This is a genomic window from Citrobacter sp. Awk 2, from assembly GCF_028069815.1.
Classification (GTDB): domain Bacteria; phylum Pseudomonadota; class Gammaproteobacteria; order Enterobacterales; family Enterobacteriaceae; genus Citrobacter.
Map to the genome: position 1 here is coordinate 18362 of NZ_JANEWL010000041.1, position 17037 is coordinate 35398.

The 17037-nt window shown below is 52.7% G+C and carries 15 protein-coding genes and 1 other RNA gene; 11 read left to right on the plus strand and 5 right to left on the minus strand.

Translation table 11 applies throughout. The features are described from left to right. Nucleotides 1-144 precede the first annotated feature (144 nt). Together rpiA and serA are read left to right on the plus strand one after the other, a co-directional pair. Nucleotides 145-804 (plus strand): ribose-5-phosphate isomerase RpiA, encoded by a 660-nt coding sequence (rpiA, locus tag NNO02_RS12135; RefSeq protein ID WP_003026986.1) that lies wholly within the window; start codon nt 145-147, stop codon nt 802-804. A gap of 270 nt (nt 805-1074) precedes the next feature. Beyond that, nucleotides 1075-2307: a phosphoglycerate dehydrogenase gene (gene serA / locus NNO02_RS12140; RefSeq protein WP_137382644.1), complete on the plus strand. Its 1233-nt coding sequence runs from the start codon at nt 1075-1077 to the stop codon at nt 2305-2307. 381 nt (nt 2308-2688) lie between these two features. Here the strand turns inward: serA and NNO02_RS12145 are convergent, their stop codons facing one another. The 3 genes from NNO02_RS12145 to zapA all read right to left on the minus strand — a co-directional run bounded on the left by NNO02_RS12145 (nt 2689) and on the right by zapA (nt 3859). Beyond that, nucleotides 2689-3285 (minus strand): 5-formyltetrahydrofolate cyclo-ligase, encoded by a 597-nt coding sequence (locus NNO02_RS12145; RefSeq protein ID WP_271454891.1) that lies wholly within the window; start codon nt 3283-3285, stop codon nt 2689-2691. A gap of 19 nt (nt 3286-3304) precedes the next feature. Continuing rightward, nucleotides 3305-3488, minus strand: a non-coding RNA gene (gene ssrS, locus NNO02_RS12150) — 6S RNA. Nucleotides 3489-3529: 41 nt separating this feature from the next. Continuing rightward, nucleotides 3530-3859, minus strand: coding sequence for a cell division protein ZapA (gene zapA, locus NNO02_RS12155; protein ID WP_006686880.1), 330 nt, complete (start codon nt 3857-3859; stop codon nt 3530-3532). Between the two features lie 166 nt (nt 3860-4025). On the opposite strand from zapA, the gene NNO02_RS12160 reads away from it, so the two are divergent. The 8 genes from NNO02_RS12160 to NNO02_RS12195 all read left to right on the plus strand — a co-directional run bounded on the left by NNO02_RS12160 (nt 4026) and on the right by NNO02_RS12195 (nt 14260). After that, entirely contained in the window at nt 4026-4604 is a 579-nt protein-coding gene (locus NNO02_RS12160; protein WP_003026978.1) for a YecA/YgfB family protein, read from the plus strand. Nucleotides 4605-4628: 24 nt separating this feature from the next. Beyond that, nucleotides 4629-5954 (plus strand): Xaa-Pro aminopeptidase, encoded by a 1326-nt coding sequence (pepP, locus tag NNO02_RS12165; RefSeq protein ID WP_271454892.1) that lies wholly within the window; start codon nt 4629-4631, stop codon nt 5952-5954. Next, nucleotides 5951-7129, plus strand: coding sequence for a 2-octaprenyl-6-methoxyphenyl hydroxylase (gene ubiH, locus NNO02_RS12170; RefSeq protein ID WP_271454893.1), 1179 nt, complete (start codon nt 5951-5953; stop codon nt 7127-7129). The genes pepP and ubiH overlap by 4 nt, the downstream gene beginning before the upstream one ends. 139 nt (nt 7130-7268) lie before the next feature. Then, the gene (ubiI, locus tag NNO02_RS12175; protein ID WP_271441216.1) at nt 7269-8480 is read left to right on the plus strand and encodes an FAD-dependent 2-octaprenylphenol hydroxylase; all 1212 of its coding nucleotides are present in this window, start codon (nt 7269-7271) and stop codon (nt 8478-8480) included. Nucleotides 8481-8923: 443 nt separating this feature from the next. Further along, complete coding sequence (gene gcvT / locus NNO02_RS12180; protein ID WP_271454894.1) at nt 8924-10018, plus strand: glycine cleavage system aminomethyltransferase GcvT; 1095 nt, start codon at nt 8924-8926, stop codon at nt 10016-10018. A 25-nt stretch (nt 10019-10043) separates the two neighbouring features. Continuing rightward, nucleotides 10044-10433: a glycine cleavage system protein GcvH gene (gene gcvH / locus NNO02_RS12185; protein WP_271441218.1), complete on the plus strand. Its 390-nt coding sequence runs from the start codon at nt 10044-10046 to the stop codon at nt 10431-10433. A 131-nt stretch (nt 10434-10564) separates the two neighbouring features. Next, nucleotides 10565-13438: an aminomethyl-transferring glycine dehydrogenase gene (gcvP, locus tag NNO02_RS12190; protein WP_271454895.1), complete on the plus strand. Its 2874-nt coding sequence runs from the start codon at nt 10565-10567 to the stop codon at nt 13436-13438. Between the two features lie 78 nt (nt 13439-13516). After that, a complete protein-coding gene (locus tag NNO02_RS12195; protein WP_271454896.1) occupies nt 13517-14260 on the plus strand; it encodes an SDR family oxidoreductase in 744 nt (247 codons plus the stop codon). Nucleotides 14261-14353: 93 nt separating this feature from the next. Here NNO02_RS12195 and bglA read toward each other — a convergent pair whose 3' ends face one another. Both bglA and NNO02_RS12205 read right to left on the minus strand, forming a co-directional pair. Beyond that, entirely contained in the window at nt 14354-15787 is a 1434-nt protein-coding gene (gene bglA, locus NNO02_RS12200) for a 6-phospho-beta-glucosidase BglA (RefSeq protein ID WP_271454897.1), read from the minus strand. 120 nt (nt 15788-15907) lie between these two features. Then, a complete protein-coding gene (locus NNO02_RS12205) occupies nt 15908-16636 on the minus strand; it encodes a MurR/RpiR family transcriptional regulator (RefSeq protein WP_271449909.1) in 729 nt (242 codons plus the stop codon). A gap of 52 nt (nt 16637-16688) precedes the next feature. On the opposite strand from NNO02_RS12205, the gene yqfB reads away from it, so the two are divergent. Beyond that, nucleotides 16689-17000 (plus strand): N(4)-acetylcytidine aminohydrolase, encoded by a 312-nt coding sequence (yqfB, locus tag NNO02_RS12210; RefSeq protein WP_202037821.1) that lies wholly within the window; start codon nt 16689-16691, stop codon nt 16998-17000. The last annotated feature ends 37 nt before the right edge of the window (nt 17001-17037 follow it).

Genomic DNA, 17037 nt, shown 5'->3' on the forward strand with positions numbered 1-17037 from the left:
GCTTGTTCTGCACTATGACACAATTTTAGGTTGGGTAAAGACGAAATCCGCCGCCAGCTTGCGGGTGTGGGAACATTTTTCTGCACAATGTTCTATAATGCGCGTGAATTTTCCCACCATATTCACACCACAGGCGAAACGATCATGACGCAGGATGAACTGAAAAAAGCAGTAGGATGGGCGGCACTTCAGTATGTACAGCCCGGCACCATTGTGGGCGTAGGTACCGGTTCAACAGCCGCACACTTTATTGATGCGCTGGGCACAATGAAAGGTCAGATTGAAGGCGCTGTGTCCAGCTCGGACGCCTCGACTGAAAAACTGAAAAGCCTTGGTATCCACGTATTCGATCTTAACGAAGTGGACAGCCTCGGCGTATACGTTGATGGCGCGGATGAAATCAACGGCCATATGCAGATGATCAAAGGCGGCGGCGCAGCGCTGACGCGTGAAAAGATCATTGCTTCCGTGGCGAAGAAATTTATCTGCATCGCGGACGCGTCCAAAGAAGTCGATATTCTTGGCAACTTCCCGCTGCCGGTGGAAGTGATCCCAATGGCGCGTAGCGCAGTCGCGCGTCAACTGGTGAAGTTGGGTGGTCGCCCTGAATATCGTCAGGGGGTGGTCACTGACAATGGTAACGTGATCCTGGATGTGCACGGCCTGGAGATCCTTGACGCCGTGGCCATGGAAAACGCCATCAATGCGATTCCGGGCGTAGTAACCGTGGGTCTGTTCGCCAATCGTGGTGCGGATGTGGCGCTGATTGGCACACCGGACGGCGTGAAAACTATCGTAAAATGATCTGACGGGAGAGTCTTCTCCCGTTAAAAAAATTTTGGCAGGGCAAATTTGGTGACTTGTGTCACGTTTATAATATTGTCCTGCCGATCCCTCCAAAGAAAAAGTTATCGCCAGTATTTTCCTCTGACAATTCCCGCTGAATGACATTTCCTCAGCATGACGACGCAAACGTTCATATTGCCGCAATATTATTTTTTGATATGTTGAAGAGGAGGATGAAAATCCCACACACAACACATCAGTTTGAACAAAAAAAGACAGGGTCGGGAAATGGCAAAGGTATCACTGGAGAAAGATAAGATTAAATTTCTGCTGGTTGAAGGTGTGCACCAAAAAGCACTCGAAAACCTTCGTGCAGCAGGTTATACCAACATTGAGTTTCATAAAGGCGCTCTGGACACCGAACAGCTGAAAGAGTCCATCCGTGATGCCCACTTCATTGGCCTGCGATCCCGAACCCATCTGACTGAAGATGTGATTGACGCCGCAGAGAAACTGGTCGCGATTGGCTGCTTCTGCATTGGCACCAATCAGGTTGATCTGAGCGCGGCGGCAAAACGCGGGATCCCCGTGTTTAATGCACCATTCTCTAACACACGTTCCGTTGCCGAACTGGTGATTGGCGAACTTCTGCTACTGCTACGCGGTGTGCCGGAAGCGAACGCCAAAGCGCACCGCGGCGTGTGGAATAAACTGGCTACCGGCTCTTTTGAAGCGCGTGGCAAAAAACTGGGGATTATCGGCTACGGCCACATTGGTACTCAGTTGGGCATTCTGGCTGAATCGCTGGGGATGCACGTTTATTTCTATGATATTGAAAATAAACTGCCGCTGGGCAACGCCACGCAGGTACAGCATCTTTCCGACCTGCTGAATATGAGCGATGTAGTCAGCCTCCACGTGCCGGAAAACGCCTCCACCAAAAATCTGATGGGCGCGCATGAGATTGCGCTGATGAAACCAGGCGCACTGCTGATCAACGCTGCACGCGGTACGGTTGTCGATATCCCTGCGCTGTGTGATGCGCTGGCAACGAAACATCTGGCGGGAGCGGCAATCGATGTCTTCCCAACGGAGCCTGCATCTAACAGCGATCCGTTCACCTCGCCGCTGTGTGATTTTGATAACGTGATCCTGACGCCGCATATCGGTGGTTCCACTCTGGAAGCGCAGGAAAACATCGGCCTGGAAGTGGCGGGTAAACTTACGAAGTATTCCGACAATGGCTCTACGCTGTCTGCCGTTAACTTCCCGGAAGTTTCGCTGCCGCTGCACGGTGGTCGTCGTCTGATGCACATTCACGAAAACCGCCCAGGCGTACTGACCGCGCTAAACCAGATTTTTGCCGAGCAGGGCGTCAACATTGCCGCGCAGTATCTGCAGACGTCCGCGCAGGTCGGTTACGTGGTTATCGATATTGAAGCGGATGAAGATGTGGCGGAGAAAGCGCTGCTGGCGATGAAAGCCCTGCCGGGAACCATTCGTGCTCGTCTGCTGTACTGATTTCCTCTATATGGGCAGGCGGTTGACCTGCCCATCATTCCTCTGATTTCCCTGCCTCAAAATTTCTTTCTGTAACGCATACATTCTGTTTTCGAGCCTTGCCGCAATGGGTAATTAAAGGCAGCGTTGTGTGTTGTACAGCACTAAAAGGAATTTACGATAGAGGCTCAGCATCGCGCTGAAACGGGAAAGCCCCTACCGAAGCAGGGGCTCTAAAAAGGAAAGGGACGATGATGAGATACGTCATCATGCTGCTGATCCTGTTAATCATCGCTTGGCCAGCATATTAACAGAGAGTACGCAGGAGGGAGGTTCGCCTCCCTCACCCTTCACCGAGGAATTTAGGTCAAAAAAGCGACGCTGTCAATCGGCAAAAAACGGCTACCATTCCCAAATTTTGGATGGCGTCACCACCGCAGGCAGCGGGATATCCCACTCTTCGACAGGCAATTTTCCCACTCGCTGACAATCGTGCGCGTAGCCTACGGGCTGGATCTGATGCTGCTGCCAGTTTTGTAGCGTCCGATCGTAAAATCCGCCGCCCATACCCAGTCTTTGCCCACCCTCATCAAACGCGACTAACGGCGTAATCAGCACATCCAGCTGTGACAGCGGCAATACGTCGCGTACATCAAGCCGTGGCTCCTGGATTTTTAAGCGATTGGTGACCAGCTCGCTATGAGGATGATAGTGCAGGAACAATAAATTACCGGTGCTGAAGGGATGAAGAACCGGGAGATAGACGCGCTTGCCCGCTCGCCAAAGCTGATCTATTAGCGGCTGGGTATCGAGTTCGCCATCGAACGAGAGGAATACCGCCACGGTATGAGCGAGTACAACAGGGGGATAGCTGAGCATTCGGGTCGCGGCTTGCTGGCCGAAATCTCTTTGTTGATCGGGCGTTAATGCACGGCGGCGTTGCCGAATAAGTTGACGTATTTCTTGTCGGGATAAAGGAAGTTCAGAAAGTAGTGTCATGGCTGTTGCCAGGTAGAAGGGAATCTCCGAGATGCCGCCGCAGGCTGTAACCCTTGAACCCTTGGTTCAAGGTGAATGCGTCGTCACAGTTTTAAGGCTTCTCGGACGGGCCGAGCATGCTCACCAACCGTGGAGCGCCACATTCTTGTGGTATGAAATATCGGCTCAGGGGACTGGCCCGCTTGCAAACATCTCAGAGAAATTTTGTCTTCACGGTCACTCTACCACAGTAAACCGAAAAGTGTTATTCAAAGTTTTGGCCCGTTTTTTCGGTTATGCGACCCTGATCAAGCAACGCTTGTTCGATGGTCTGTTGTAGCATCCGAATACGTTGTTCCATGCTCGCCGCGTAATCACGCGTCTTCGCTTTTTCCTGAGTTAATTCATAGCTGATGTTCAACGCGGCGATGAAAACCAGCTGCTCAGTATTTGTGACTCTAGTGCGAACTTTCAGATCTTGCAATCGCTGATTCAGATCGTCCGCAGCCTGATTCAACGCATCCCTTTGTTCAGGCGGGCAATTCACTCGCAGTGAACGGCCAAATATTTGGATATCGACGGGTTGTGCAGACATGCCACCTTCCTGCTGATTGACTGCGCTGCCTTCGTCTCCAGACCGTGGGTCCGCGAAGGGGCGACACTATAGCTACCCTGGTATCAAGATACAAGCCCTTTTCTGGTCCACCAGGGTCCAAAGTGGTAGCATATCATGAATATCCTCCCTTTGATGACGAATGCTTATGTCTATACAGAACGAAATGCCTGGTTACAACGAAGTTAGCCAGTTTTTGAACCAACAAGGGGCCGGATTGACCCCCGCTGAAATGCACGGTTTGATCAGCGGGATGATTTGCGGTGGCAACAACGACAGCTCATGGCAGCCGCTGTTGCACGACCTGACGAACGAAGGTCTGGCTTTCGGTCACGAGCTGGCTCAGGCTCTGCTGAAAATGCACTCTGCCACCAGCGATGCGCTGGAAGATGATGGCTTCCTTTTTCAGCTTTATCTGCCTGAAGGCGATGACGTTAGCGTGTTCGATCGCGCCGATGCACTGGCTGGCTGGGTAAACCACTTTTTGCTGGGCCTCGGTGTGACACAACCGAAGCTCGATAAAGTGACAGGTGAAACCGGCGAAGCGATCGATGATCTGCGTAATATCGCCCAGTTGGGCTATGACGAAGACGAAGATCAGGAAGAGCTGGAAATGTCGCTCGAAGAGATCATCGAATACGTGCGTGTTGCCGCGTTGCTGTGCCATGACACATTCACGCGTCAGCAACCGACCGCACCGGAAGTCCGTAAACCGACTCTGCACTAAGAACGAAACGCAAAGGAGAGTGTGATGAGCGAGATATCTCAGCAAGAATTCCAGCGTCGTCGCCAGGCATTATTGGCGCAAATGCAGCCTGGCAGCGCCGCGCTAATTTTCGCGGCACCCGAAGCGACACGCAGCGCGGACAGTGAATACCCGTACCGCCAAAGCAGTGATTTCTGGTACTTCACCGGTTTTAACGAACCTGAAGCCGTGCTGGTACTGATTAAAAGTGATGACACTCATAACCACAGCGTTTTGTTCAACCGGGTTCGCGACCTGACTGCAGAGATCTGGTTTGGCCGCCGTCTGGGGCAGGATGCCGCACCGGAAAAACTGGGCGTTGACCGGGCGCTAGCCTTCAGCGAAATCAACCAACAGCTGCACCTGTTGCTCAATGGCCTGGACGCGGTGTATCACGCGCAGGGTGAATATGCCTGGGCCGACGAGATAGTCAGTACGGCGCTGGATAAGCTGCGTAAAGGTTCCCGGCAAAATCTGCACGCGCCTGCAGCAATTATCGACTGGCGTCCGATGGTGCATGAGATGCGCCTGTTTAAATCGGCAGAAGAGATTGCTGTTATGCGCCGGGCTGGGGAAATTACCGCACTGGCGCATACCCGGGCGATGGAAAAATGCCGTCCGGGGATGTTTGAGTACCACCTGGAAGGGGAAATTCATCACGAATTCACCCGTCATGGTGCGCGTTACCCATCCTATAACACCATCGTTGGCAGCGGCGCAAACGGCTGTATCCTGCATTACACCGAAAACGAAAGTGAAATGCGTGATGGCGACCTGGTGCTGATTGATGCTGGATGTGAATACAAAGGCTACGCGGGCGATATCACGCGTACCTTCCCGGTTAGCGGCAAATTTACACCAGCCCAGCGTGAGGTCTACGACATCGTATTGGAGTCGTTAGAAACCAGCCTGCGTCTGTATCGTCCAGGGACTTCCATTCAGGAGGTGACTGGCGAAGTGGTGCGCATCATGATTACCGGCCTGGTGAAGCTTGGTATCCTGCACGGTGAAGTCGATCAGTTGATTACCGAGAATGCGCACCGACCTTTCTTTATGCATGGTCTCAGCCACTGGCTGGGTCTGGATGTCCATGACGTCGGTGTTTATGGTCAGGACCGTTCGCGTGTCCTGGAGCCGGGAATGGTACTCACGGTTGAGCCAGGGTTGTATATCGCTCCGGATGCCGATGTCCCTCCTGCTTACCGCGGTATCGGCATTCGTATTGAAGATGACATCCTTATTACCGAAGACGGTAACGAAAACCTGACCGCCGGAGTGGTCAAGAAGGCGGATGACATTGAAGCCCTGATGGCTGCGGCGCGACTGCAATGAGCGTGATTATCGTCGGTGGCGGCATGGTCGGCGCGACGCTGGCGCTGGCCATTTCAGCGCTGAGCCATGGGACGCTGCCTGTTCATCTGATAGAAGCGAGCGAACCTGAAACCGATCGCCACCCGGGATTTGACGCCCGGGCAATTGCGCTGGCGGCAGGAACCTGCCAACAGCTGGCGCGAATTGGCGTGTGGCAGGCAATTGCTGATTGCGCAACGGCAATCAAAACGGTACACGTCAGTGACCGTGGGCATGCCGGATTCGTCACGCTGGATGCGCAGGAATACTCTATTTCAGCGCTCGGTCAGGTGGTAGAACTGCACGATGTGGGGCTACGTCTGTTTGCGCTGCTGCGTAAAGCGCCGGGTGTCACATTGCACTGTCCCGCTCGTGTTGCCAGCGTGTCGCGCACGCAAGAACGTGTTGATGTTACACTGGAAAATGGCGAAACGATTACGGGGCATCTGCTGGTGGCTGCAGATGGCACGCGCTCTGCGTTGGCGACAGCCTGTGGGGTTGACTGGCAGCAACAGCCGTATGAACAACTGGCCGTCATTGCTAACGTCACGACTTCCGTTCCTCACGACGGACGTGCCTACGAGCGTTTCACGCCGCATGGTCCGCTGGCCATGCTGCCAATGGCGGAGGGGCGATGCTCGCTGGTGTGGTGCCATCCGCTGGAGAAGCGTGAAGAGATCATGTCCTGGTCAGATGAACAGTTTTGCCGCGAACTGCAACGCGCATTTGGCTGGCGGCTGGGGCGTATTACTCAGGCAGGTAAACGCAACGCTTACCCGCTGTCTTTAACAACCGCGCTGAAAGCGATTACCCATCGTACGGTGCTGGTGGGTAATGCGGCACAGACGCTGCATCCTATTGCCGGACAAGGTTTTAACCTTGGACTTCGTGATGCCATGAGTCTTGCCGAAACGTTGACTCAGGCCCTGGATGACGCAGAAGATGTGGGCGATTATGCGGTGCTGTCGCGTTATCAACAGCGCCGTCAGCGCGATCGCGAGGTAACGATTGGTGTCACCAACAGTCTGGTGTATCTGTTTGCCAATCGCTGGGCTCCGTTGGTCGTTGGGCGTAATGCCGGACTGATAGCAATGGAATTATTTACACCCGCGCGCGATGCGTTGGCGGAGCGGACCCTCGGTTGGGTTGCGCGATAAATATGACCTGTAGGCCGAATTAAAGAAGTAGGCCTGATAAGCGCAGCGCCATCAGGCAATGTCGCGGAATTGATGCCGGATGGCGGCTTTGCCTTATCCGGCCTACGGTTTTTGATTGTCCTATTTTCAGGAGCAAACAGTGCAAAGTGTTGATGTAGCAATTGTTGGTGGCGGCATGGTGGGACTGGCGGTTGCCTGCGGCCTGCAGGGCAGCGGATTACGCGTTGCTGTGTTAGAACAACATGTTCCACAGCCTTTGGCGGCGGATGCACCCCCTCAGCTTCGCGTGTCGGCAATTAACGCGGCCAGTGAAAAACTGCTGACGCGCCTTGGCGTATGGTCGGATATTGTTGCCCGTCGCGCTTGCTGCTACCACGGCATGGAAGTCTGGGATAAAGACAGCTTTGGACGCATTGAATTTGATGACCAGAGTATGGGTTACAGCCATTTGGGGCATATCGTTGAAAACTCGGTGATTCACTACGCACTGTGGCAAAAAGCACAGCGTTCAGCAGATATCTCGCTGATGGCACCGGCTGAGTTACAGCAGGTGGCCTGGGGAGAGAATGAGGCGTTCCTGACGCTGAAAGATGGCTCCATGCTGACCGCCCGTCTGGTGATTGGTGCTGACGGTGCAAACTCGTGGCTGCGCAACAAAGCGGATATTCCGCTGACGTTCTGGGATTACCGTCATCATGCGCTGGTGGCGACGATCCGTACGCAAGAAGCCCATGGCGCGGTTGCGCGTCAGGCGTTTCATGGCGAAGGTATCCTGGCGTTCCTGCCGCTTAGCGACCCACATTTGTGCTCTATTGTCTGGTCTCTCTCGCCGCAGGACGCTGAACGTATGCAGCAGGCAAGTGCAGATGATTTCAATCAGGCTCTGAATATCGCTTTCGATAATCGTCTGGGGTTATGCCAGCTTGAAAGCGAACGCCAGACGTTTCCGCTGACGGGACGCTATGCCCGCCAGTTTGCCGCCCATCGTATGGCCCTGGTAGGGGATGCGGCGCATACCATCCATCCGCTGGCAGGGCAGGGGGTGAACCTCGGTTTTATGGATGCAGCGGAGTTGATTGATGAACTTAAGCGCCTGCAACGTCAGGGGAAAGACATCGGCCAGTACCTCTATCTGCGCCGTTATGAGCGTAGCCGCAAGCACAGTGCTGCGCTGATGCTGGCTGGAATGCAGGGGTTCCGTGAACTGTTTGCCGGGGAAAATCCGGCGAAGAAATTACTGCGTGATATTGGTCTGAAACTGGCCGATACCCTCCCGGGCGTAAAACCACAACTCATCCGCCAGGCGATGGGGCTGAACGATCTTCCTGAGTGGCTACGCGAGTGTCCGTAAGGACAATCTTAAGAGTTTGAAACCCGTCACACTTTCCTCTCCCGGCGTACGCGCCGGGATGACTCTCTCATTTGAAATAATCTAATTCCACGCCTTTTTTCGCATTAGTTTTTTTAATATTACGTTTTTTTCATAACGCCATTTTTGACATTTTTTCCACATTTAATATGGATTGATGCGGCTCAACTTCACTTATCTTCGCCTGTTGTTCTGACATAATGGCATTTAACTGGTTTTTTATGCTGTCGGAGATCTGGCCATTTTTAGTCATAAGCTAATGTGATGGTTAATTTTGCCTTATGGTTTAGCGTCTGTTTCGGTGGTAAGTTCAGGACAAAGAGAACGTTTGCGTCGCAGCCCCTGGAGCGGCTGTGGTGCTGGGTTTCGTGGCGAAGATTTCACCACGAAAGAGTTGATAGCCCCGCTTATTCAACGAGGAAAAGATGGCTCAACAGACTCCTTTGTACGAACAACACACGCTATGTGGCGCGCGCATGGTTGATTTCCATGGCTGGATGATGCCACTGCATTACGGTTCTCAGCTCGATGAGCACCATGCTGTCCGCACCGATGCCGGTATGTTTGATGTGTCGCACATGACCATCGTCGACCTGCGCGGCAGCCGCACCCGGGAGTTCTTGCGCTATCTGCTGGCAAACGACGTCGCGAAGCTAACGAAGACAGGTAAAGCCCTTTACTCCGGTATGCTAAATGCTTCGGGCGGCGTGATAGATGACCTGATTGTCTACTACTTCACTGAAGATTTCTTCCGCCTCGTTGTAAACTCCGCCACCCGCGAAAAAGACCTCTCCTGGATTACCCAACACGCTGAACCTTACGCCATCGACATCACTGTTCGTGATGACCTGTCGCTGATCGCGGTGCAGGGACCAAACGCGCAGGCAAAAGCTGCCACGTTGTTTACTGACGAACAACGCCATGCTGTTGAAGGTATGAAACCGTTCTTCGGCGTTCAGGCGGGTGATTTGTTTATCGCGACCACGGGTTATACCGGTGAAGCGGGATATGAAATTGCCATGCCGAATGAAAAGGCTGCGGATTTCTGGCGTGCGCTGGTCGAAGCCGGTGTTCAGCCTTGCGGTCTGGGCGCGCGTGATACGCTGCGTTTAGAAGCCGGTATGAACCTGTATGGTCAGGAGATGGATGAAGGTATCTCCCCGCTGGCAGCCAATATGGGCTGGACTATCGCGTGGGAACCGACCGATCGCGACTTTATTGGTCGTGAAGCGCTGGAATTGCAGCGCGAAAAAGGCCACGAGCAACTGGTCGGCCTGGTCATGACGGAGAAAGGTGTGCTGCGCAATGAACTGCCAGTGCGTTTTACTGATGCGTCGGGCAACCAGCATGAAGGCATCATCACCAGCGGAACCTTCTCCCCAACGTTGGGCTACAGCATCGCGCTGGCACGCGTTCCGGCAGGTATCGGCGAAACGGCGATTGTGCAAATTCGTAACCGCGAAATGCCAGTTAAAGTCACTAAACCTATTTTTGTGCGTAACGGCAAAGCCGTCGCGTAATTCATCCTTTTTTGGAGATTGATTGATGAGCAACGTACCTGCAGAACTGAAATACAGCAAAGAACACGAATGGCTGCGCAAAGAAGCTGACGGTTCTTACACCGTTGGTATCACCGAACACGCTCAGGAGCTGCTGGGCGACATGGTTTTCGTTGATCTGCCTGACGTTGGCACGACCGTAAGCGCGGGTGATGACTGCGCCGTTGCGGAATCCGTAAAAGCGGCATCTGATATTTATGCGCCAGTCGGCGGTGAGATTGTTGCGGTTAATGACGCACTCAGCGACTCTCCGGAGCTGGTTAACAGCGAGCCGTATACCGGCGGCTGGATCTTCAAAATCAAAGCCAGCGATGAAAGTGAGATTGAATCACTGCTGGATGCGACCGCATATGAAGCTTTGTTAGAAGACGAGTAAATACGCTTTTGCCGGATGGCGCTGCGCTTATCCGGCCTACAAAGCATGCGTAGGCCCGGTAAGCGCTAGCGCCACCGGGCACGTAGACAGAGACAATCACGATTCACTGCACGTTTCAGGAACCATCGCCCATGACACAGACGTTAAGCCAGCTTGAAAACAGCGGCGCTTTCATTGAACGCCACATCGGACCGGACGCCGCGCAGCAGCAAGAGATGCTGAATGCGGTAGGCGCCGAATCGTTAAACGCGCTGATCGGCCAGATTGTGCCGAAAGACATTCAGCTCGCAACCCCGCCGCAGGTAGGCGAGGCGGCGACCGAATACGCTGCGCTGGCAGAATTAAAAGCCATCGCCGGGCGTAACAAGCGCTTCACGTCCTACATTGGCATGGGCTACACCGCCGTGCAGTTGCCGCCGGTTATCCTGCGCAACATGCTGGAAAACCCGGGCTGGTACACCGCGTACACGCCGTATCAGCCAGAAGTTTCTCAGGGCCGTCTGGAAGCGCTGCTGAACTTCCAACAAGTCACGCTGGACCTGACGGGTCTGGACATGGCTTCCGCATCTCTGCTGGATGAAGCCACCGCTGCCGCTGAAGCTATGGCGATGGCAAAACGCATCAGTAAGCTGAAAAACGCCAACCGTTTCTTTGTCGCTGCTGATGTTCATCCGCAAACCCTGGATGTCGTGCGTACCCGTGCACAAACCTTCGGTTTTGACGTTATCGTCGATGATGCGGAAAAAGCACTGGATCACCAGGATGTGTTCGGCGTGCTGTTACAGCAGGTTGGTACTACCGGTGAAGTGCACGACTACAGCAAACTGATTGCTGAGTTGAAATCCCGTAAGGTCGTGGTCAGCGTTGCTGCCGATTTTATGGCGCTGGTCCTGCTGACCGCTCCGGGTAAACAGGGCGCAGACATTGTGTTCGGCTCTGCACAGCGTTTCGGCGTACCGATGGGATACGGCGGTCCGCACGCAGCGTTCTTTGCTGCTAAAGATGAATTCAAACGCTCTATGCCTGGCCGTATTATCGGCGTATCGAAAGATGCGGCGGGTAATACCGCACTGCGTATGGCGATGCAGACTCGTGAACAGCATATCCGTCGCGAGAAAGCGAACTCCAACATTTGTACCTCGCAGGTACTGCTGGCCAACATCGCCAGCTTGTATGCCGTTTATCATGGTCCGGTAGGCCTGAAACGCATCGCAAACCGCATCCACCGCCTGGCCGATATTCTGGCGGCAGGTCTGCAACAGAAAGGACTGAAGCTGCGGCATGCGCATTACTTCGACACCTTGTGTGTAGAAGTGGCTGATAAAGCGGCCGTACTGGCGCGTGCTGAAGCGGCTGAAATCAACTTGCGCAGCGATATTCATAACGCAGTAGGTATCACCCTCGATGAAACCACCACTCGCGAAAATGTTGTGCAATTGTTCAACGTCCTGCTGGGCGACAGCCACGGCCTGAACATCGACGTGCTGGATAAAGATGTAGCGCTCGACAGCCGTTCTATTCAGGACAGCATGCTGCGTGATGACGCAATCCTCAGCCATCCGGTATTTAATCGCTACCATAGTGAAACCGAAATGATGCGCTACATGCACTCGCTGGAGCGTAAAGATTTGGCGCTGAACCAGGCGATGATTCCGCTGGGTTCCTGCACCATGAAGCTAAATGCGGCAGCTGAGATGATTCCAATCACCTGGCCGGAATTTGCCGAACTGCACCCGTTCTGCCCGCCAGAACAGGCAGAAGGTTATCACCAGATGATCGGCCAGCTTTCCGAGTGGCTGGTAAAACTGACCGGTTATGACGCTGTCTGCATGCAGCCGAACTCCGGTGCACAGGGCGAATATGCTGGCCTGCTGGCAATTCGTCATTATCACGAAAGCCGTAATGAAGGTCATCGTGATATCTGCCTGATCCCGGCTTCTGCGCATGGTACCAACCCGGCCTCTGCTCAAATGGCAGGTATGCAGGTCGTCGTTGTTGCGTGTGATAAGAACGGTAACATCGATCTTGGCGATCTGCGCGAAAAATCGGCACAGGCGGGTGAAAACCTCTCTTGCATCATGGTTACCTATCCGTCTACGCACGGCGTATATGAAGAAACCATCCGTGAAGTATGTGAAATTGTGCATCAGTTTGGCGGTCAGGTTTACCTTGATGGTGCGAACATGAACGCCCAGGTTGGTATCACTTCGCCAGGCTTTATCGGCGCAGATGTATCGCACCTCAACCTGCATAAAACGTTCTGCATTCCGCACGGCGGCGGTGGCCCAGGTATGGGGCCGATCGGCGTTAAATCGCATCTGGCACCGTTCGTGCCGGGCCACAGTGTGGTACAGATTGAAGGGATGCTCACCCGTCAGGGCGCAGTTTCTGCTGCGCCGTTCGGTAGCGCATCTATTCTGCCAATCAGTTGGATGTACATCCGCATGATGGGGGCAGAAGGACTGAAGCAGGCAAGCCAGGTGGCTATTCTTAATGCCAACTACATTGCCAGCCGTCTGAAGGATGCATATCCGGTGCTGTATACTGGTCGTGATGGCCGTGTGGCACATGAATGTATTCTCGACATTCGCCCACTGAAAGAAGAGACCGGTATCAGCGAACTGGATATTGCCAAGCGTCTGATCGATTATGGTTTCCATGCGCCGACCATGTCATTCCCGGTTGCGGGTACGCTGATGGTCGAACCAACGGAATCCGAAAGCAAAGTAGAATTGGATCGCTTTATCAATGCGATGCTGGCTATCCGCGCTGAGATCGAGCGCGTGAAAGTCGGTGAGTGGCCGCTGGAAGATAATCCGCTGGTTAACTCTCCGCATACCCAGAATGAACTGGTGTCTGAGTGGACTCACGGTTATAGCCGCGAAATCGCTGTCTTCCCGGCGGGTGTCGCGAACAAATACTGGCCGACCGTGAAGCGTCTCGATGACGTTTACGGTGACCGTAACCTGTTCTGCTCTTGCGTACCGATGAGTGAATATCAGTAACTTTTTCGCGTAGTAAAGCCGTTTCCTGGCCGGGTAAGGCGAAGCCGCCTCCCGGCCTTTTCATATCTGGAGGAAAGCATGGGAATCGCACTGGTTACTGGCGGCAGTCGTGGTATTGGACGGGCAACAGCGTTGCAGTTGGCAGAAGAGGGCTACACGGTTGCGGTTAACTTTCATCATAATATTCGCGCAGCAACGGAGGTGGTCAATCGCATCATCGCTGCTGGAGGGCGCGCGTTTATTCTGCGTGCGGATATCAGTGATGAGAGCCAGGTGGTGGCGATGTTCGATGCTATTGACCGCGAAGGCGAACCATTGGCTGCACTGGTCAATAATGCTGGGATCTTGTTTGAGCAGAGCACGGTGGAGAATCTAACGGCTGAGCGAATCAATCGTGTCCTGGCAACCAATGTGACTGGCTATTTTCTGTGTTGTCGGGAAGCGGTAAAACGGATGTCGTTAAAACACGGTAGTCAGGGTGGGGCGATTGTGAATGTTTCTTCAGCAGCATCAAGACTTGGCGCGCCTTTCGAATATGTTGATTATGCCGCATCGAAAGGCGCTGTGGATTCGTTAACGACCGGACTGGCGCTGGAAGTGGCGGCACAGGGGATTCGTGTAAACTGCGTACGGCCGGGCCTGATCTACACTGAGATGCATGCGTCAGGTGGAGAGCCAGGAAGGGTTGATCGCGTGAAACCCATGTTGCCGATGCAGCGAGGCGGACAGCCGGAAGAGGTCGCGCAGGCGATAGTTTGGTTGTTGAGCGAAAAGGCCTCTTACGTGACGGGCAGTTTTCTGGAGCTGGCGGGCGGGAAGTAGGCATTTAATTGCCGGATGGCGCTGCGCTTATCCGGCCTACGGGAGCATAACCTGTAGGCCGGATAAGATGCTTACGCCGCCATCCGGCAAAAATCAACGTTTCTCGCCGTTGCTGGCGATCACTTCTTTGTACCAGTTAAAACTTTTCTTGCGCGAACGCGACATATCGCCGGTGCCATCGTCGTGTTTATTCACATAGATAAAGCCATATCGTTTGCTGTACTGGCCGGTGGTGAATGATACGCAGTCGATGCAGCCCCACGGTGTGTAGCCCATCAGATCCACGCCATCATACGTTACTGCTTTCATCATCTCTTCGACATGAGCACGCAGATAGTCGATACGATAGTCATCGTTGATGCTACCGTCTTCTTCTACTTTATCGTAGGCGCCAAAACCGTTTTCGACGATAAACAGCGGTTTCTGATAACGCTCGTACAGTTCGCATAATGCATAGCGCAGCCCAACTGGATCTACCTGCCAGCCCCAGTCGGAGGCCTTTACGTGTGGGTTTGGCACACTGCCTTCAAAACCCGAGATTGCATCGCCGCTACCACCATCTGCTTTTACTGCGTTAGTCATGTAATAGCTAAAGCCGAGATAATCGCAGGTCCCTTCACGCAGGATTTGTTTATCACCCTCTTCCATCCTGATGTTGAATTCGCGGCGTTCCCATTCGTTCAGTACATAAGACGGGTAGTAGCCGCGCAGTTGAACGTCGGTGAAAACATAGCGCTCACGCATAGATTCCTGCGCGAACATGACATCCTCAGGCTTACAGGAGAACGGATACAGCGGTACCATCGCCAGCATGCAACCGACTTTCATTTCAGGGTTGATGCGGCGTGCGGCTTTCACTGCCAGAGCGCTGGCCACGAATTGGTGATGCAGCACCTGATACATGGTTTCTTCCGGGTTTTCATGTTCGGTATACACTACACCGGAACAGCAATAACCAAACAGCGGCGCGCGCCAGTTGCGCTGGTTGTTGATCTCGTTAAAGGTCATCCAGTATTTGACCTTGTGCTTGTAGCGCTCAAAGACAACTTCAGCAAAACGAACAAAGAAATCGACGACTTTGCGATTGGTCCAGCTTCCGTACTGTTGAACCAGATGCAGCGGCATTTCGAAGTGGGAAAGTGTGATAACCGGCTCGATGTTGTATTTGAGCAATTCATCGAACATATCATCGTAGAACTTCAGACCTTCTTCGTTCGGTTGTGATTCGTCACCTTGCGGGAAGATACGAGTCCATGCGATAGAGGTACGGAAGCACTTGAAGCCCATTTCAGCAAACAGCTTGATGTCTTCTTTGTAATGACTGTAAAAATCGACAGCTTCATGGTTGGGATAGTACTTGCCGGGCACAATGTCTTGAGTGATCTCACGGGGAACACCATGTGCGCCACCGGTCAGTACGTCGCAAATGCTGGGACCTTTGCCACCTTTGTTCCAGCCGCCTTCAACCTGATGCGCCGCTACTGCGCCGCCCCATAAAAAATCTTTTGGTAAGGTAAGTTTTTTCATCTGCGCTCAGTCTCAAATTAATACAATCTGATTTTGAGTCTAACAAAGGAAAGATAAATGTCACGATATAACAAAATAGCGGAAATGTGATTTGTTACATCAAAAAAACATATTGTTTTTTTACGCTAATCTTTTCGCCAGCTTGCGGCCGAGTGATTCCAGAATATAAATAACAGGAATTTGCGTGGTAATATCATAGACCCCCGCAATGCGGGTTTGCGGTACGTGCCAGGAGAGGTTAAAGTCGGCGAGTTTCGCCAGTCGTGAGTGCTCATGGCAGGTAATCGACAGGACTTTACAGTTATGTAGGCTGAACTGGCTGGCGAAACGCAGGATTTCCTCTGTTTCGCCAGAGACGGACAGGACAATCGCCAGCGCGTTTCTGGCCATATCATTGGTTACCGGAAAATAAGGATCGTCGATATGGTTACTGAATTTACCCACATTGGAGAAAAAACGTGCGCCATATTTTGCAAGCGCCCCTGATGTTCCCGCACCGACGAATATGATACGCTCGGAAGATAATATAATATCAACAGCCTGTTCGAGCAGTTTATCAAACTCGTCATTGTTTACGCCTTTAAAAAAGCTAATTATCTCGCTGGCGCCAAAATTAGCCTGTTGCGGTTCATTCTGCTCTAAATATAATTTAAAGCGTACGCGAAATTCTGAGTAGCCCTCACATTTAAGCTTGCGGCAAAAGCGCAACACGGTAGTTGTGGATACGCCCACGGCATCGGCCAGTTCGCGAATGGTCATGTACATGACTTTGTCACGGTTTTTGATGACATAGTTATAGACCAGCATCTCAAGATTGTTGAGACTGGCGATGGCAGCGTGGGAGAACATACTCACAATGGCAAAACTCACTCATCAGACTTCATCTACAGGGAATAATAACATGCAGCCAAATGACATCACTTTTTTTCAACGCTTCCAGGATGACATTCTGGCCGGACGTAAGACCATCACCATTCGTGATGAGTCTGAATCACACTTCAAAGCCGGCGATATTCTGCGCGTTGGGCGCTTCGAGGATGATGGCTACTTCTGCACGATTGAAGTTGTCGGCACTTCAACCGTTACACTGGATACGCTAACGGAAAAACATGCCCAGCAGGAAAACATGACGCTTGAAGAACTTAAACAGGTGATTGCCGAGATTTACCCGGATCAAACGCAATTTTATGTGATTGATTTTAAATGTCTTTAAATTAACCAGTACAGTTGTTAGCTGAAATATAAAATAT

Excerpts from the sequence above, each read along its gene's own strand:
- rpiA (WP_003026986.1), top strand. The coding sequence starts at position 145 with ATGACGCAGGATGAACTGAAAAAAGCAGTAGGATGGGCGGCACTTCAG.
- serA (WP_137382644.1), top strand. The coding sequence starts at position 1,075 with ATGGCAAAGGTATCACTGGAGAAAGATAAGATTAAATTTCTGCTGGTT.
- NNO02_RS12145 (WP_271454891.1), bottom strand. The coding sequence starts at position 3,285 with ATGACACTACTTTCTGAACTTCCTTTATCCCGACAAGAAATACGTCAA.
- zapA (WP_006686880.1), bottom strand. The coding sequence starts at position 3,859 with ATGTCTGCACAACCCGTCGATATCCAAATATTTGGCCGTTCACTGCGA.
- NNO02_RS12160 (WP_003026978.1), top strand. The coding sequence starts at position 4,026 with ATGTCTATACAGAACGAAATGCCTGGTTACAACGAAGTTAGCCAGTTT.
- pepP (WP_271454892.1), top strand. The coding sequence starts at position 4,629 with ATGAGCGAGATATCTCAGCAAGAATTCCAGCGTCGTCGCCAGGCATTA.
- ubiH (WP_271454893.1), top strand. The coding sequence starts at position 5,951 with ATGAGCGTGATTATCGTCGGTGGCGGCATGGTCGGCGCGACGCTGGCG.
- gcvT (WP_271454894.1), top strand. The coding sequence starts at position 8,924 with ATGGCTCAACAGACTCCTTTGTACGAACAACACACGCTATGTGGCGCG.
- gcvH (WP_271441218.1), top strand. The coding sequence starts at position 10,044 with ATGAGCAACGTACCTGCAGAACTGAAATACAGCAAAGAACACGAATGG.
- gcvP (WP_271454895.1), top strand. The coding sequence starts at position 10,565 with ATGACACAGACGTTAAGCCAGCTTGAAAACAGCGGCGCTTTCATTGAA.
- NNO02_RS12195 (WP_271454896.1), top strand. The coding sequence starts at position 13,517 with ATGGGAATCGCACTGGTTACTGGCGGCAGTCGTGGTATTGGACGGGCA.
- bglA (WP_271454897.1), bottom strand. The coding sequence starts at position 15,787 with ATGAAAAAACTTACCTTACCAAAAGATTTTTTATGGGGCGGCGCAGTA.
- NNO02_RS12205 (WP_271449909.1), bottom strand. The coding sequence starts at position 16,636 with ATGTTCTCCCACGCTGCCATCGCCAGTCTCAACAATCTTGAGATGCTG.
- yqfB (WP_202037821.1), top strand. The coding sequence starts at position 16,689 with ATGCAGCCAAATGACATCACTTTTTTTCAACGCTTCCAGGATGACATT.